This window comes from Pseudomonas sp. MDT2-39-1 (assembly GCF_054898085.1).
On record NZ_CM142716.1, the window covers coordinates 3,878,043 to 3,892,251 of the forward strand.

The following is a 14,209-nucleotide window of genomic DNA, read 5'->3' on the forward strand; positions in this document are numbered from 1 at the left end:
AGTCGGCTAACTCAAGCAGATTGCGTGCTTGCTCCGCTGGAAACCGGCGTTGCACTGCGATTTGCCATGTGTGGAGCTCCTGACTGCGGGGGCCACGCCAGAGGATCGAGGTCCAGATCAAGAAACTTGCTGGAATCGAAGATCGGCGTCTTTATCCCGGCGCGACGCTGATTGTCGTAATCTCGCAAGATCCGCATGCAAATTTTAAACAGCAGCGCCATGGCTACAAGATTGACCAGCGCCAGCAAAGTCATGGTGATGTCGGCGAAAGCGAGTACGGTCGAAAGATCTTCGACCGATCCCCAGAACACCAAGACCAACACCATCGAGCGATATAACAACAATGTTTTTCGAGGGGTGCCAAACATAAACCGGAGGCTGTTCTCCCCTAGGTAATAGTTGTAAAGCATTGCCGTGAATACGAACAATGCCAGCACCACGCTGATGAACATGCGCCCCCATTCACCGACCACTGCAGCCAACGAATTTTGTGCCAGCGCGACTCCGTCGCCTTCAAATCCCGGTGAGTAGAAACCTGAAAGCAAAATGAGTAATGCAGTGCAGGTGCAGATCACGAATGTGTCGACGAACACGCTGAATGCTTGCACCACACCTTGTGCTGCCGGATGGTCGATTTTCGCCACCGAAGCAACATTGGGAGCGCTACCTAGTCCCGCCTCGTTGGAAAACACACCACGCCTTACACCCATGATGATTGCGCTCCCGAGCAATCCACCAAAAACCTGATCCAGACCGAATGCGCTTCTTATGATAGTCATCAGCATTGCGGGAACCTGATCAAACTGCAGCACGATCACGTACCCCGTCACTCCGATGTAAGCGAGCACCTTCAGGGGGACTAACAAGTCGGCCACCGAAGCTATTCGCTTTATCCCTCCAATAAAAACTGCTCCGAGCAGCAACGACAACGCGAGCCCCGACCACATGGGCGCCAAGCCGAAAGCGTCTTTGAGGGAGTGCGATACTGCATGAGATTCAAGACCATTGATTGCAAATCCAAACGTCACCAACAGTAGAAGCGCTGCAATGATTCCGAGCCCGCGTTTGTTTAGCCCGTGCTGGATGTACCAGGAGGGTCCACCTCGATACAGGCCATTTCCATCGCTGCGTTTGTAGAGCTGGCCCAGCGTACATTCGAAGAAGCTGCTCGACATGCCTAGCAAGGCTGTCATCCACATCCAGAACACCGCGCCGGGCCCGCCCATGCTCACGGCAATCCCGACCCCGACGATATTGCCGGTACCCACCCGCCCGGCAAGACTGAGGGTCAATGCCTGAAACGCGCTCACATGATGGCCACCGGTGCGCCAACTGCCCTGCAGGACAGAGAACGCATGCAGGAAGTATCTGAACTGGACGAATCTTGATCGTATGGTGAAGTAGCTACCCAGTCCGAGGACTACAGGAATCAAAACCTTTCCCGAGAGAAAGTCGTTGATGACGTCTAGCATTCAAAGCTCCTTGCTAAGTGCTGGCGAGTTGTTGGCATAGCCAAATCCCGAAGCCTTTCGGGACCCGTAATATCCAGCCATATTTCCCTGAGCGCAATTTCGCTAGTTGCTTAAAAGTGATGCGAGTTGCTGCTATGGTTGCGCCTTCTCAACCTGTTTCAAGGATATTTATGGGGGAGTTTCTTCCTGCCAACTTAAAGCTTCTGTGTAGTCACTACAGATCTGTCGCAGAAGTCTGTAGGAAGATTCGAATTAATCGTGGTCAATTTAATAAGTACCTTTGTGGGAATAGCGTTCCTACACCTTTTAATCTGAAACGTATCTGTGATTTCTTTGGGGTTGAGGCGTTTGAAATAACACTTCCAACCGAGCAATTCATCACGTTGATTGGTGTGAAATCGAGGAATACCAGCCACTCTGGTGAGGGCACGGAATCACAGAAAATGCTCGAACACCTGCGTCGAAAATCCTCTCCAGAACTTAAGGCCCACATCGGTTATTACTATGAGTACTATCACGCAATGACGGAGCCTGGCTCCATCTTGTGCTCGTTGGTGCATGTCCGTGTAGACGGACCGGACGTGGTCTACGAGCGAAACGAGCGCTTGCAGATTGCCGGGGTGGAAGGCGAATTTGAGCGGTATCGATACGTCGGCACTGCTTATTATCTGCGAGATCGCCTGTTTCTCATCGATTACGAGTCACTGACCTCAAACGAAATCAGCCAAACCATTCTCATACCGAGCTTCAAAAGCTGCATCACACGGCTTAATGGCCTGAAGATGGGCGTTTCGGCCGCAGATCATCGAGCCCCCGCATGCTCGAGAGTTGTTTGGGAGTATCTGGGGCAGGAAATCAACCGGAGCGATGCCTATCGACGGGTGCGTCTGTATGACGTTAATGACCCGGCTATCGATGAAGACCTGCGTGCACGACTCGCTCAAGCCATGGTTGTCCATGGGCTGTTTGTTATTGCGTGACGGATGTTGTTTGGGAACGCTGCGCAATCCTGCAAATCGGCTTTTGTAGCTGTCGAGTTATTGCCAGCGATTTTTTGGACGGTGCACATTCCTGTGGGATCGGGCTTGCTCGCGAAAGCGTAATGCCAGCCAACATTGATGTTGAATGTACTGGCGCCTTCACGCCCTGAGCCTTTCCGTCAACGCGGTTTTGCTGTGTCCAGCTCGCTGGTCAACGGTGAGCCGTGCCGGAGCAAGGCCTGTAAATAAACCTTTTCGTCGTACACGGTACTGGTCTTCCAGCACCGATAAACGATCCGGATCCACTTGAACGCCAAGGCCCTGAGGGCCGCTTGGTAAGAGCTGCCTTTGGCCCTTTGCTGGCGATAATACGCCTCTGCCCACACCGATTGATTGATGCTGTGGGCAGCCCACTCAACAAAGGTCTGGCGCAAAAAAGTTGCGCATTGATAGCGCCAGTGGACGACTTTTTTCTTGCCACTGCGTTCGGTGACCGGGGCAATTCCGGCATATCGCTGCACCGCACTGGCATCCTTGAAGCGATCACGCTGCTCACCAAAGGCGACCATCAACCGTGGGGCAAGCTGCTGTCCCGCGCCGGGCAAGGCCTTGAAGAGTCGGTAGTCGGCCAGGGTGTTGGCAGTTTTTTCGATCTCCCGATCAAAGTCTTTGATCGCCGTGACAACCCCTTTCAGTTGCGAGACCAGGGCCACCACATACAGCGCTGAAGGACTGACCACGCCTGGATCTTCAGTCAACGGCATGGCTTTGGCGATCAACGCCAAACGCTGCTGATTGAGCTCAGCATGGCGAACATTGTGCGCGTGAAGGAACTTCAAAACGCTGGCCGGCCGAGCGTGCTTAAGCACTTCAAAGGTCGACCAGCGCGCCAAAAAATCACAGAAAACCAGCGTGTCATGGTCATGAAACAGCTCAAGAGCCAACGGATAATACTGTTTGAGCATGCAGACCAGACGGTTGCTGAGCTTGACCCGGTCATCGACCAGCCCGCGCCGATGTTCGGTCAGGCTGGCGAGCGAACGCATGGCGGAGCTTTGCTGGACCAGTTGAGGAAACCGTTCGGGGTGATTCAGCAACAGCTCAAGCGCCCATTGAGCATCCGTTGGATCATCCTTGGCGCCACTGGGGACGAAGGTTTTACGGTGCCGGGCCAAGGTGCTCGGATTGATCGGAAAGATACAAAAAAACTCATATTTTTGCAGAGCCGCTATCAGTGGGCCTTTGTTCAACTCCACGGCGATCGCGATAGGGCCACCGTAACGTTGATGCAGCGACTTGGCCCAGCGATCAATCGACTCGGGCTTGTGGTCGATGACCTCGAAACTGCGCTGAGCCTCTCCAGCTATCTGCAAACAGATGTCGTGCTTGGCGTCTGCCCAATCAATTCCGATATAAGCAGTGAAACTCTGAGACAGGAGCGTTTGCATGGAACACCTCAACAGGCGCTAAAGTACATGCAGGGACATGCATGCTTGCGTCCAGCGAAGGCGATATAGAGAGCCGTGTCGGGCTTTCCCTGAGAATTCGTTAGAGGGCGCAAGCGCACCTGTGGACTCGAAGGTGAAGGCGTAATCATCGAGTGCTGCGCGAGCATATTCGTAGCCCACAGGTGCATGTTCCTTCCTCGCCGACAACTGACTTCCAGCGATATCAGTATGGAAGAGAAAGGAACGGACTACCTATATCGCGAGCAAGCCCGCTCCCACAGGGAGTTGTGTGAAGCTTCAAATGGGTGGCGCGTCCGGGCTATCAATCTGCTCCAGCATCCATTTCACAAAATCCCGCACTTTGGGCACTTCCGCCGAATGCTCTGGATACGCCAGGTAATAGGCATCAGTGCTGGGCATCGCGTGCTGCCAGGGTATGACCAGTTTGCCGTCGGCCAATTCCTCTTCCACCAGGAAGCGCGGCAACAATGCCACGCCGCAGCCGACCTGGGCTGCGCGGATGCACATGTAAAAGGTTTCGAAGCGCGGGCCGTGGTAGCTGTGTTCGGTGTGGTAGCCCTGACTGTCGAACCAGTCGTGCCAAGCCTGGGGTCGCGAGGCGTTCTGTAGCAGGACGAGGTCGGTGAGCTGGGTAGGATCGGTGAATGGCGTGTCCGGCAGACTGCCGGGGGCGCAGACCGGCACCAGCTCCTCGCCAAACAGCTTCAGGCATTCGGTGCCGGGCCGCGAGCCCTGGCCGAAGTAGAACGCCAGGTCGCTGCGACCTTGCAGCAAGTCATCGGCTTCCTGCTCGCTGCACAGGTCCAGATGGATTGAGGGATGGCGCAGGCGCCAACCTTTCAAGCGCGGCACCAGCCAACGCGCGCCGAAGGTCGGAGGCGTTGAAACGCGCAAGACTTCGGTCTCGCCGCCGTAGGAACGCAGGTAGTGGGTCGACATCTCGACCTGTGTGAGGATTTTTCGTACCTCCACCAGGTACAAATCACCGGCCGGAGTCATTTGCAGGCGTCGGCGCACCCGGCGAAACAACAGGTGCTGCAGCAACTCTTCAAGTTGCGCGACCTGTTTGCTGACGGCGCTCTGGGTCAGGTTCAGCTCTTCGGCGGCCCGGGTGAAGCTCAAATGCCGGGTGACGGCCTCGAAACACTGCAGTGCGGTGATCGATGGCAAGTAGCGTTTATTCAGCATGGACGGTCCTTTTTCTTGTTTCTTTTACTGCCAGCAATTCAAAGCATGAATAAACGGAATGATATCTCTCTTAAAGGTCGTTTGTTGGGTAACCTCCGGGGAGCTAAAACTACAGGTCTGATCAGCCGTGAATATCCGGCTGCACGTTTTCTGTTTTTTGCTTGAGGAGTGACCCATGGTTGCCGCATTGCTTGATCGTCTTGGTGTGAACCCGGCCCTGTACCAGAACGGCAAAGTGCCGGTGCATTCGCCGATCGATGGCAGCCAGATCGCTGCCGTGAACTGGGAAGGCGCCGCTGAAGTCGAGCAGCACATCAGTCGTGCAGATCATGCGTTCGAGTTGTGGCGCAAGGTCCCGGCCCCGCGCCGTGGCGAACTGGTGCGCCAGCTGGGTGACATCCTGCGCGAATACAAGGCCGACCTCGGCGAGCTGGTGTCCTGGGAAGCGGGCAAGATCACTCAGGAAGGCCTGGGTGAAGTTCAGGAAATGATCGACATCTGCGATTTCGCCGTCGGCCTGTCCCGTCAACTGTACGGTTTGACCATCGCTTCCGAGCGTCCTGGCCACCACATGCGCGAAACCTGGCACCCGCTGGGCATCGTCGGTGTGATCAGTGCGTTCAACTTCCCGGTCGCGGTCTGGGCCTGGAACACCACGCTGGCGCTGGTCTGCGGCAACCCGGTGATCTGGAAACCGTCCGAGAAAACCCCGCTGACCGCACTGGCCTGCCAGGCGCTGTTCGACCGCGTACTGAAGAACTTCAGCGACGCCCCTCCACACCTGAGCCAGGTGATCATTGGCGGCCGCGATGCCGGTGAGGCCCTGGTCGATGACCCGCGTGTCGCGCTGATCAGCGCCACCGGCAGCACCCGCATGGGCCGTGAAGTAGCGCCGAAAATTGCCGCACGTTTCGCCCGCAGCATTCTGGAGCTGGGCGGCAACAATGCCATGATCCTCGCCCCAAGCGCCGACCTCGACATGGCCGTTCGCGCCATCCTGTTCAGCGCTGTCGGCACCGCCGGTCAGCGTTGCACCACCCTGCGTCGTCTGATTGCCCATGAGTCGGTGAAGGAAGAAATCGTCACCCGCCTCAAGGCTGCCTACTCCAAAGTGCGCATCGGCAATCCGCTTGAGGGCAACCTGATCGGTCCGCTGATCGACAAACACAGCTTCGACAACATGCAGGACGCGCTGGAACAAGCCTTGAGCGAAGGCGGCCGGGTGTTTGGCGGCAAGCGTCAGCTGGAAGACAAATTCCCTAACGCTTACTACGTCTCGCCGGCCATCGTTGAAATGCCGGAGCAGAGCGATGTGGTCTGCAACGAAACCTTCGCGCCGATTCTGTACGTAGTCGGTTACAAGGACTTCGACGAAGCCCTGCGCCTAAACAACTCGGTGCCACAAGGCCTGTCCTCGTGCATCTTCACCACCGACGTGCGTGAAGCCGAGCAGTTCATGTCGGCTGTGGGCAGTGACTGCGGCATCGCCAACGTCAACATTGGCCCGAGCGGCGCGGAAATTGGCGGCGCGTTTGGGGGTGAGAAAGAAACGGGCGGTGGTCGTGAGTCCGGTTCCGATGCATGGCGCGGCTACATGCGCCGTCAGACCAACACCGTGAACTATTCGCTGGAGTTGCCGTTGGCTCAGGGCATTACGTTCGACTGACGGGCCCCTTCGCGGGCAAGTCGGATCGCCGCCCGCTCGCTCCTACAGGATCACTCAACACCTGTAGGGGCGAGCGGGCGGCGATCCGACTTGCCCGCGAAGCTTTTGCTTTGTTGTTTGTTAGGTTTCTGTTGGAGTCTGGCAATGCCGTTACGCGAAGAGTGTCTGTGGGAAAAACTGACGCCGCAAAGGCCTGACAACGCGGCGCTCAAAGGCGAAGTGAAGGTCGATGTCTGCGTCATCGGCGCCGGCTTCACCGGTCTGTCGGCGGCGGTGCATCTGCTGGAAAAAGGTAAAACGGTCTGCGTGCTGGAAGCCCATCGCGCTGGTCATGGCGGTTCGGGACGCAATGTCGGGCTGGTCAACGCCGGGATGTGGATTCCACCGGACGAGATCGAAGCCGGGTTCGGCGAAGTGGTCGGCAGTCAGCTCAATCGCATGCTGGGTGCGGCGCCGTCCCTGGTGTTCAGCCTTGTGGACAAATACAACATCGATTGCCAGTTGCGCCGCGAGGGCACGCTGCACATGGCGCACAACGCTCGTGGCGAAGCCGATCTGCGCAGTCGTGAAGAACAATGGAAACGTCGCGGGGCGCCGGTCGAACTGCTGACCGGACAAGCTTGCGAGCAAGCGACGGGCACCAAAAAGATCGCTGCCGCGTTGCTCGACAAGCGTGCCGGCACGATCAACCCGATGGCTTACACCACGGGGCTGGCCATCGCGGCCATCAGCCTCGGCGGTCAACTGTTCGATCATTCTGCGGTCTCCCGACTCGAACGTCAGGGCCAACGCTGGTCGGTACAAACCGCTCAGGGCTCGGTGCTCGCCGAGCAAGTGGTCATCGCCTCCAACGCTTACACCGAAGGCGACTGGACCGAGCTGCGGCGCAATTTCTTCCCCGGTTATTACTATCAGGTGGCTTCGGTCCCGCTGACCGAAGACGCCGCGCAGCAAATCCTGCCCGGCGGCCAGGGTTCCTGGGACACTCGCCAGGTACTCAGCAGTATTCGTCGCGATAAGGACGGTCGCCTGTTACTCGGCAGTCTCGGCAATGGCAATCAGAAACCGGCCTGGTTTCTCAAGGCCTGGGCGGATCGGGTTCAGCAGCACTATTTTCCCTATCTCAAACCCGTGGAATGGGAATGCACCTGGACCGGTTGCATTGCGTTTACCCCTGACCACTTGATGCGTTTGTTCGAACCGGCGCCCGGTTTAGTGGCAGTCACAGGTTATAACGGTCGGGGCGTGACGACGGGGACGGTGGTCGGTAAAGCCTTTGCCGATTATCTGTGTAACGGAAATCCTCAGGCGCTGCCGATACCCTTCGCCCCTATGCAGCCACTGGCGGGGGTGGGTTTGCGCAGTTGTCTGTACGAGGCAGGTTTCTCGCTGTATCACGCAGGCCAGTGCTTGCGGATCGTTATTTGATTGTTGAAATTTGTTGCTGGAAGCGGCGCTTTTTCGCGCAGCGACTAGCCTGTAAAAGGTGCGGGTTGTAGCAGTACCGCACCAGCAGTGTGCACTTCGGTGACGCACGTTGTTACAGGCTGGTTGCACGTCGTTTGGCGCCGCGGTTGCAATGATGGCGCGTGCGGGTTGCGCCTTTAAAAATAAATGGTTTCACCTTCCGCGGTTTAGACGGTTGCACGCCCAATGAAAATGGGATCGAAACAGTCGAAATAACAATAAAGCAGCGACTTTTTTCAGAATAAAAAACCGATGGCACGGCCCTTGCTCTGAGCATTTAGAGAAGTCGCAGTGCCAACTAAAAAAAAACCTTGGAGCACCACCTCATGTCCCAGACGTTTTACAAGAAAGGCTTTCTGGCCCTCGCAGTGGCAACTGCTTTGGGTGTTTCTGCGTTTGCACAGGCTGATGTGAAAATCGGTGTGGCGGGTCCGATGACAGGTGCCAACGCGGCATTTGGCGAGCAGTACATGAAGGGTGCACAGGCTGCAGCCGACGCGATCAACGCGGCGGGCGGCGTCAACGGGGAAAAAATCGTACTGGTGAAGGGCGATGACGCCTGCGAACCGAAACAGGCTGTGACGGTCGCCAAGGACCTGACCAACCAGAAAGTCGCCGGCGTGGTCGGTCACTTCTGCTCCTCGTCGACCATCCCGGCCTCCGAGATCTACGACGAAGCGGGCATCATTGCAATCACCCCTGGTTCCACCAACCCGGCGGTTACCGAACGCGGCCTGAGCGCCATGTTCCGTATGTGCGGGCGTGACGATCAGCAAGGCATCGTGGCCGGTGACTACATCGTCGACGTGCTCAAGGGCAAAAAAGTTGTCGTCCTGCACGACAAGGACACCTACGGTCAGGGCCTGGCGGATGCAACCAAGGCCCAGCTGGAAAAACGCGGCGTGAAGCCGGTGCTGTATGAAGGCCTGACCCGTGGCGAGAAAGACTTCAGCACCATCGTCACCAAAATCCGCGGCGCTGGCGCCGATGTCGTCTACTTCGGCGGTCTGCACCCGGAAGCCGGTCCCCTGGTTCGTCAACTGCGTGAGCAAGGTCTCAAAGACGTCAAGTTCATGTCCGATGACGGCATCGTGACCGACGAACTGGTGACCACCGCTGGCGGCCCGCAATTCGTAGACGGCGTGCTGATGACCTTCGGCGCCGACCCACGCATGCTGCCAGACAGCAAAACCGTGGTAGACGCGTTCCGCAAGGCCGGTACCGAGCCTGAAGGCTACACCCTCTACGCGTACGCTTCGGTCCAGACTCTGGCCGCAGCCTTCAACGGCGCCAAGTCCAACAGTGGCGAGAAAGCCGCCGAGTGGCTGAAGAAAAATCCGGTCAAAACCGTGATGGGCGAGAAGACTTGGGACGCCAAGGGCGACCTGAAAGTCTCCGACTACGTGGTTTACCAGTGGGACAAGGACGGCAAATACCACCAGCTGGAAAAACAGAAGTGATATGAACTGCTGATTTGCCCGGTGCCTTGTGCGCCGGGCAGATCAAAGAACATGTCCGTGCAGTACCTGTCTTTTCTCGTAGAGCTGCACACAACCGAGTTGCGCCGGCGGCTGAACCCCGGTCCGTTGCACCCGGCTTCTGTGCAGTCTCTCAAATGCGTGAGATTGCGTTATGGATGGTATTTTCCTGCAGCAACTGGTCAACGGCCTGACCCTCGGGTCTGTCTATGGCCTGATCGCCATCGGCTACACAATGGTCTATGGCATCATCGGCATGATCAACTTCGCCCACGGCGAGGTTTATATGATTTCCGCTTACCTCGCGGCAATCAGTCTGGCTCTGCTGGCATACTTCGGTATTGAATCCTTCCCGCTGCTGATGCTCGGCACCTTGATCTTCACCATCGTGGTTACGGCGGTGTATGGCTGGGTCATCGAGCGTGTCGCCTACAAACCCCTGCGCAACTCCACCCGACTGGCACCGCTGATCAGCGCCATCGGGATTTCGCTGATCTTGCAAAACTATGCCCAGATCGCCCAAGGCGCCAAGCAACAAGGTGTTCCGACCTTGCTGACGGGAGCGTGGCGCGTCGAAATCGGCACCGGCTTCGTGCAGTTGACCTACACCAAGGTGTTTATCCTGATTGCCGCATTCGCCGGTATGGCCCTGCTGACCTACATCATCAAGTACACCAAGCTCGGTCGCATGTGCCGTGCCACCCAGCAAGACCGCAAGATGGCCTCGATTCTGGGGATCAACACCGACCGCGTGATTTCCTACGTGTTCATCATCGGTGCAGCGATGGCGGCCCTGGCCGGCGTGCTGATCACCATGAACTACGGCACGTTCGACTTCTATGCCGGCTTCATCATCGGCATCAAGGCGTTCACCGCCGCAGTACTCGGCGGTATTGGCTCGCTGCCTGGCGCGATGCTTGGCGGGATCATTCTCGGGATCTCCGAGTCGCTGTTCTCAGGTTTGGTCAACTCGGACTACAAAGACGTTTTCAGCTTCTCGCTGCTCGTTATCGTTCTGGTCTTTCGGCCCCAAGGCCTGCTCGGCCGTCCTCTTGTGTCGAAGGTGTAAGCGATGTCTTCAACCACTAAAAAAACCATTGATCTCAAAAGAAGCCTGGTTGACGCGATTCTTGCCGGCCTTGTCGCCCTGATTGTGTTCGGCCCGATTGTCGGCGTGGTCCTCGACGGCTACGGCTTCAATCTGGAAACGACCCGGGTGGCATGGATTGTCGCCATCGTCATGGCTGGCCGATTTGCTCTGAGCCTGTTTCTGCAAACCCCCAAGGGCCTGAAAATTCTTGAAGGCTTTGAAAGCACCGGCTCCGGGGTTCATGTACTGCCGCCAGATTACAAATCCCGGTTACGCTGGATCATCCCGCTGGTGATCGTCGTTGCCGTGGTGTTCCCGTTTTTCTCCAACTCCTACCTGCTGGGCGTGGTTATCCTGGGGCTGATCTACGTATTGCTGGGCCTGGGCCTGAACATCGTGGTTGGCCTGGCCGGCCTGCTCGACCTGGGTTATGTAGCGTTCTACGCCATCGGTGCCTACGGACTGGCGCTGGGGTATCAATACCTCGGACTGGGTTTCTGGACGGTGCTGCCGCTGGCGGCCATTACCGCGGGCCTTGCCGGTTGCATCCTCGGGTTTCCGGTGTTGCGGCTGCACGGTGACTACCTGGCGATCGTGACTCTGGGTTTCGGCGAAATCATTCGCTTGATCCTTAACAACTGGCTGTCCCTGACCGGTGGCCCGAATGGCATGGCGGCTCCGTTGCCGACCTTCTTCGGCCTCGAATTCGGCAAGCGCGCGAAGGAGGGCGGTGTCCCGTTCCATGAGTTCTTCGGCATCGCCTATAACCCGGACGTAAAGTATTACTTCATCTACGCGGTGTTGTTTCTGGTGGTGCTGGCCGTGCTGTACATCAAGCATCGTCTGGTCAAGATGCCGGTCGGCCGCGCCTGGGAAGCCCTGCGCGAAGACGAAATCGCCTGTCGCTCCATGGGCCTGAACCACGTACTGGTCAAGCTCTCGGCGTTCACCATCGGTGCATCGACGGCCGGCCTGGCCGGGGTGTTCTTCGCCACCTATCAAGGCTTCGTCAACCCGACCTCGTTCACCTTCTTCGAGTCGGCCCTGATCCTCGCCATCGTGGTACTCGGCGGCATGGGCTCGACCATCGGCGTGGTCATCGCGGCGTTCGTGCTGACCGTGGCCCCGGAGCTGCTGCGTGGCTTCGCGGAATACCGCGTGCTGCTGTTCGGCATCCTGATGGTGTTGATGATGATCTGGCGACCGCGCGGCCTGATTCGGATCAGCCGTACCGGTGTGACCCCGCGTAAAGGAGTAGCGCCATGAGCGAAGTCGTACTCTCGGTCGAGAAGCTGATGATGCACTTCGGCGGCATCAAGGCATTGAGTGATGTCAGCCTCAAGGTGCATCGCAACTCGATCTTCGCCCTGATCGGCCCCAACGGCGCCGGCAAGACCACCGTGTTCAACTGCCTGACCGGGTTCTACAAGGCGTCCGGCGGCAAGATCGAACTCAATACACGTGGCCAGCGCACCGATGTCATCCAGCTGCTGGGTGAATCGTTCAAAGCTACCGATTTCGTTTCGCCGAAAAGCTTCATCACCCGGCTCCGCTACAAGATGTTCGGCGGCACCCACCTGGTGAACCGCGCCGGCCTGGCGCGGACATTCCAGAACATTCGCCTGTTCAAGGAAATGTCGGTGCTGGAAAACCTGCTGGTGGCCCAGCACATGTGGGTCAATCGCAACATGTTGGCCGGCATCCTAAACACCAAGGGCTACCGCAAGGCCGAAAGCGATGCGCTGGACCATGCCTTCTACTGGCTGGAAGTCGTGGACCTGGTGGACTGCGCCAACCGTCTGGCCGGTGAGTTGTCCTACGGCCAACAGCGCCGTCTGGAAATCGCCCGGGCGATGTGCACCCGGCCGCAGATCATCTGCCTCGACGAACCGGCTGCGGGCCTCAACCCTCAGGAAACCGAAGCGCTGAGCGCGATGATCCGTCTGCTGCGCGACGAGCACGATCTGACCGTGGTGCTGATCGAACACGACATGGGCATGGTAATGAGCATTTCCGACCACATCGTGGTGCTGGACCACGGCATCGTCATCGCCGAGGGTGGACCTGAAGCGATTCGTAACGACCCGAAAGTGATTGCGGCCTACCTGGGCGCTGATGAAGAGGAAGTGGTGCTATGAGCCAACCCATCCTCGAACTCAAGGATCTGGATGTGTTTTACGGGCCGATTCAGGCCCTGAAAAAAGTCTCGCTGCATATCAACGAAGGTGAAACCGTCAGCCTGATCGGCTCCAACGGCGCCGGTAAATCGACCCTGCTGATGTCGATCTTCGGCCAGCCGCGAGCGGCTGACGGGCAGATCATCTATCAGGGCGTGGACATCACCCACAAGTCGTCGCACTACATCGCGTCCAACGGCATTGCTCAGTCGCCTGAAGGCCGGCGCGTGTTCCCCGACATGACCGTCGAGGAAAACCTGCTGATGGGCACCATCCCTATTGGTGACAAGTACGCCAAGGAAGACATGCAGCGCATGTTCGAGCTGTTTCCGCGGCTCGAAGAACGGCGTACCCAGCGGGCCATGACCATGTCCGGCGGCGAGCAGCAGATGCTCGCCATCGCCCGTGCGCTGATGAGTCGGCCCAAGCTGTTGTTGCTCGATGAACCAAGCCTGGGGCTGGCGCCGATCGTGGTGAAGCAGATCTTCGCGACCCTTCGGGAACTGGCGAGTACCGGCATGACCATCTTCCTGGTCGAGCAGAACGCCAACCATGCCCTCAAATTGTCGGACCGGGCGTACGTGATGGTCAACGGTGAGATTCGCCTCACTGGCACCGGCAAGGAGCTCCTGGTCAACGAGGAAGTGCGTAACGCTTATCTCGGCGGGCACTGACACGCTGCCGAAATATCCACAGCCCCGGCGAGCAATCGCCGGGGTTTTTTTACGCCATCAATACATCCCTAACCTCCCTGTGGGAGCGAGCCTGCTCACGATAGCCGAGTGTCAGTCGACAAGCTTTTTACTGATCCACCGCTATCGCGAGCAGGCTCACCCCCACAGGGCCGCATAGGCTTTCTGGAAATTGTGGAAAACAATATTCACAAGCTCTCAAAGCGCGACATAAAGCCGCTGCAAATAGTTGTTTTGTCACGGTTTTGACTTGTCCCCGTTTGCTGTGGAACTGGCTGTGAATAACGTGGGAGTAGCTGTCTGAGAGCCTTTGATTCCGTGGCTTGCAGCGATGTGGTTGTTTTTTGACCAGGCGTTTTTGCTGGACCCTGAACAGGCTTTGTCAACCTTTTTGTTGGCGACCAAACTGACTCGAAATGAGAAGGGCAAGCCTGTGGATAAGTCTGTGGTTAAACTCTGGAAAGACTCGGTTGAGGGCCGTAGTTACTGGCTTGGCGCCATCGTCGGTTTGATCGACCTATCGTGCAAAA

11 protein-coding genes are annotated in these 14,209 nt (G+C 57.4%); 8 read left to right on the forward strand and 3 right to left on the reverse strand.

Annotated features, from left to right (window positions below):
* Positions 1–11: 11 nt before the first annotated feature.
* Positions 12–1,472 carry an alanine/glycine:cation symporter family protein gene (locus tag ACYZTM_RS18280; RefSeq protein WP_461983887.1) on the reverse strand — a complete coding sequence of 487 codons (1,461 nt, stop codon included), beginning with the start codon at positions 1,470–1,472 and terminating at the stop codon, positions 12–14.
* Between the two features lie 170 nt (positions 1,473–1,642).
* Here ACYZTM_RS18280 and ACYZTM_RS18285 point away from each other — a divergent pair, with 170 nt between their 5' ends.
* On the forward strand, positions 1,643–2,452 hold the full coding sequence (locus tag ACYZTM_RS18285) for a helix-turn-helix domain-containing protein (protein WP_461989160.1): 810 nt from the start codon (positions 1,643–1,645) through the stop codon (positions 2,450–2,452).
* Between the two features lie 179 nt (positions 2,453–2,631).
* On the opposite strand, the gene ACYZTM_RS18290 is transcribed toward ACYZTM_RS18285, so the two are convergent.
* Positions 2,632–3,900: an IS110 family RNA-guided transposase gene (locus ACYZTM_RS18290; protein ID WP_461983557.1), complete on the reverse strand. Its 1,269-nt coding sequence runs from the start codon at positions 3,898–3,900 to the stop codon at positions 2,632–2,634.
* 297 nt (positions 3,901–4,197) lie between these two features.
* Complete coding sequence (locus tag ACYZTM_RS18295; protein WP_461983889.1) at positions 4,198–5,109, reverse strand: LysR family transcriptional regulator; 912 nt, start codon at positions 5,107–5,109, stop codon at positions 4,198–4,200.
* Between the two features lie 175 nt (positions 5,110–5,284).
* Here ACYZTM_RS18295 and amaB point away from each other — a divergent pair, with 175 nt between their 5' ends.
* The 7 genes from amaB (at position 5,285) to ACYZTM_RS18330 (ending at position 13,661) form a co-directional block, all read left to right on the forward strand.
* Positions 5,285–6,775, forward strand: a complete 1,491-nt coding sequence (amaB, locus tag ACYZTM_RS18300) for an L-piperidine-6-carboxylate dehydrogenase (RefSeq protein WP_461983891.1) — start codon at positions 5,285–5,287, stop codon at positions 6,773–6,775.
* Positions 6,776–6,919: 144 nt separating this feature from the next.
* Positions 6,920–8,203, forward strand: a complete 1,284-nt coding sequence (amaA, locus tag ACYZTM_RS18305) for an L-pipecolate oxidase (protein ID WP_131058836.1) — start codon at positions 6,920–6,922, stop codon at positions 8,201–8,203.
* A 365-nt stretch (positions 8,204–8,568) separates the two neighbouring features.
* The gene (locus tag ACYZTM_RS18310) at positions 8,569–9,702 is read left to right on the forward strand and encodes an ABC transporter substrate-binding protein (protein WP_131058837.1); all 1,134 of its coding nucleotides are present in this window, start codon (positions 8,569–8,571) and stop codon (positions 9,700–9,702) included.
* Positions 9,703–9,874: 172 nt separating this feature from the next.
* Positions 9,875–10,789: an ABC transporter permease subunit gene (locus ACYZTM_RS18315; RefSeq protein WP_131058838.1), complete on the forward strand. Its 915-nt coding sequence runs from the start codon at positions 9,875–9,877 to the stop codon at positions 10,787–10,789.
* A gap of 3 nt (positions 10,790–10,792) precedes the next feature.
* Positions 10,793–12,076 carry a high-affinity branched-chain amino acid ABC transporter permease LivM gene (gene livM, locus ACYZTM_RS18320; RefSeq protein WP_131058839.1) on the forward strand — a complete coding sequence of 428 codons (1,284 nt, stop codon included), beginning with the start codon at positions 10,793–10,795 and terminating at the stop codon, positions 12,074–12,076.
* Complete coding sequence (locus ACYZTM_RS18325) at positions 12,073–12,948, forward strand: ABC transporter ATP-binding protein (protein WP_131058840.1); 876 nt, start codon at positions 12,073–12,075, stop codon at positions 12,946–12,948. The genes livM and ACYZTM_RS18325 overlap by 4 nt, the downstream gene beginning before the upstream one ends.
* The gene (locus ACYZTM_RS18330) at positions 12,945–13,661 is read left to right on the forward strand and encodes an ABC transporter ATP-binding protein (RefSeq protein WP_131058841.1); all 717 of its coding nucleotides are present in this window, start codon (positions 12,945–12,947) and stop codon (positions 13,659–13,661) included. Before ACYZTM_RS18325 ends, ACYZTM_RS18330 begins: the two co-directional genes overlap by 4 nt.
* Positions 13,662–14,209: the final 548 nt, after the last annotated feature.

Bases quoted from the DNA above. Each gene is read 5' to 3' on its own strand.
- ACYZTM_RS18280 (WP_461983887.1), bottom strand. From the start codon at position 1,472: ATGCTAGACGTCATCAACGACTTTCTCTCGGGAAAGGTTTTGATTCCT.
- ACYZTM_RS18285 (WP_461989160.1), top strand. From the start codon at position 1,643: ATGGGGGAGTTTCTTCCTGCCAACTTAAAGCTTCTGTGTAGTCACTAC.
- ACYZTM_RS18290 (WP_461983557.1), bottom strand. From the start codon at position 3,900: ATGCAAACGCTCCTGTCTCAGAGTTTCACTGCTTATATCGGAATTGAT.
- ACYZTM_RS18295 (WP_461983889.1), bottom strand. From the start codon at position 5,109: ATGCTGAATAAACGCTACTTGCCATCGATCACCGCACTGCAGTGTTTC.
- amaB (WP_461983891.1), top strand. From the start codon at position 5,285: ATGGTTGCCGCATTGCTTGATCGTCTTGGTGTGAACCCGGCCCTGTAC.
- amaA (WP_131058836.1), top strand. From the start codon at position 6,920: ATGCCGTTACGCGAAGAGTGTCTGTGGGAAAAACTGACGCCGCAAAGG.
- ACYZTM_RS18310 (WP_131058837.1), top strand. From the start codon at position 8,569: ATGTCCCAGACGTTTTACAAGAAAGGCTTTCTGGCCCTCGCAGTGGCA.
- ACYZTM_RS18315 (WP_131058838.1), top strand. From the start codon at position 9,875: ATGGATGGTATTTTCCTGCAGCAACTGGTCAACGGCCTGACCCTCGGG.
- livM (WP_131058839.1), top strand. From the start codon at position 10,793: ATGTCTTCAACCACTAAAAAAACCATTGATCTCAAAAGAAGCCTGGTT.
- ACYZTM_RS18325 (WP_131058840.1), top strand. From the start codon at position 12,073: ATGAGCGAAGTCGTACTCTCGGTCGAGAAGCTGATGATGCACTTCGGC.
- ACYZTM_RS18330 (WP_131058841.1), top strand. From the start codon at position 12,945: ATGAGCCAACCCATCCTCGAACTCAAGGATCTGGATGTGTTTTACGGG.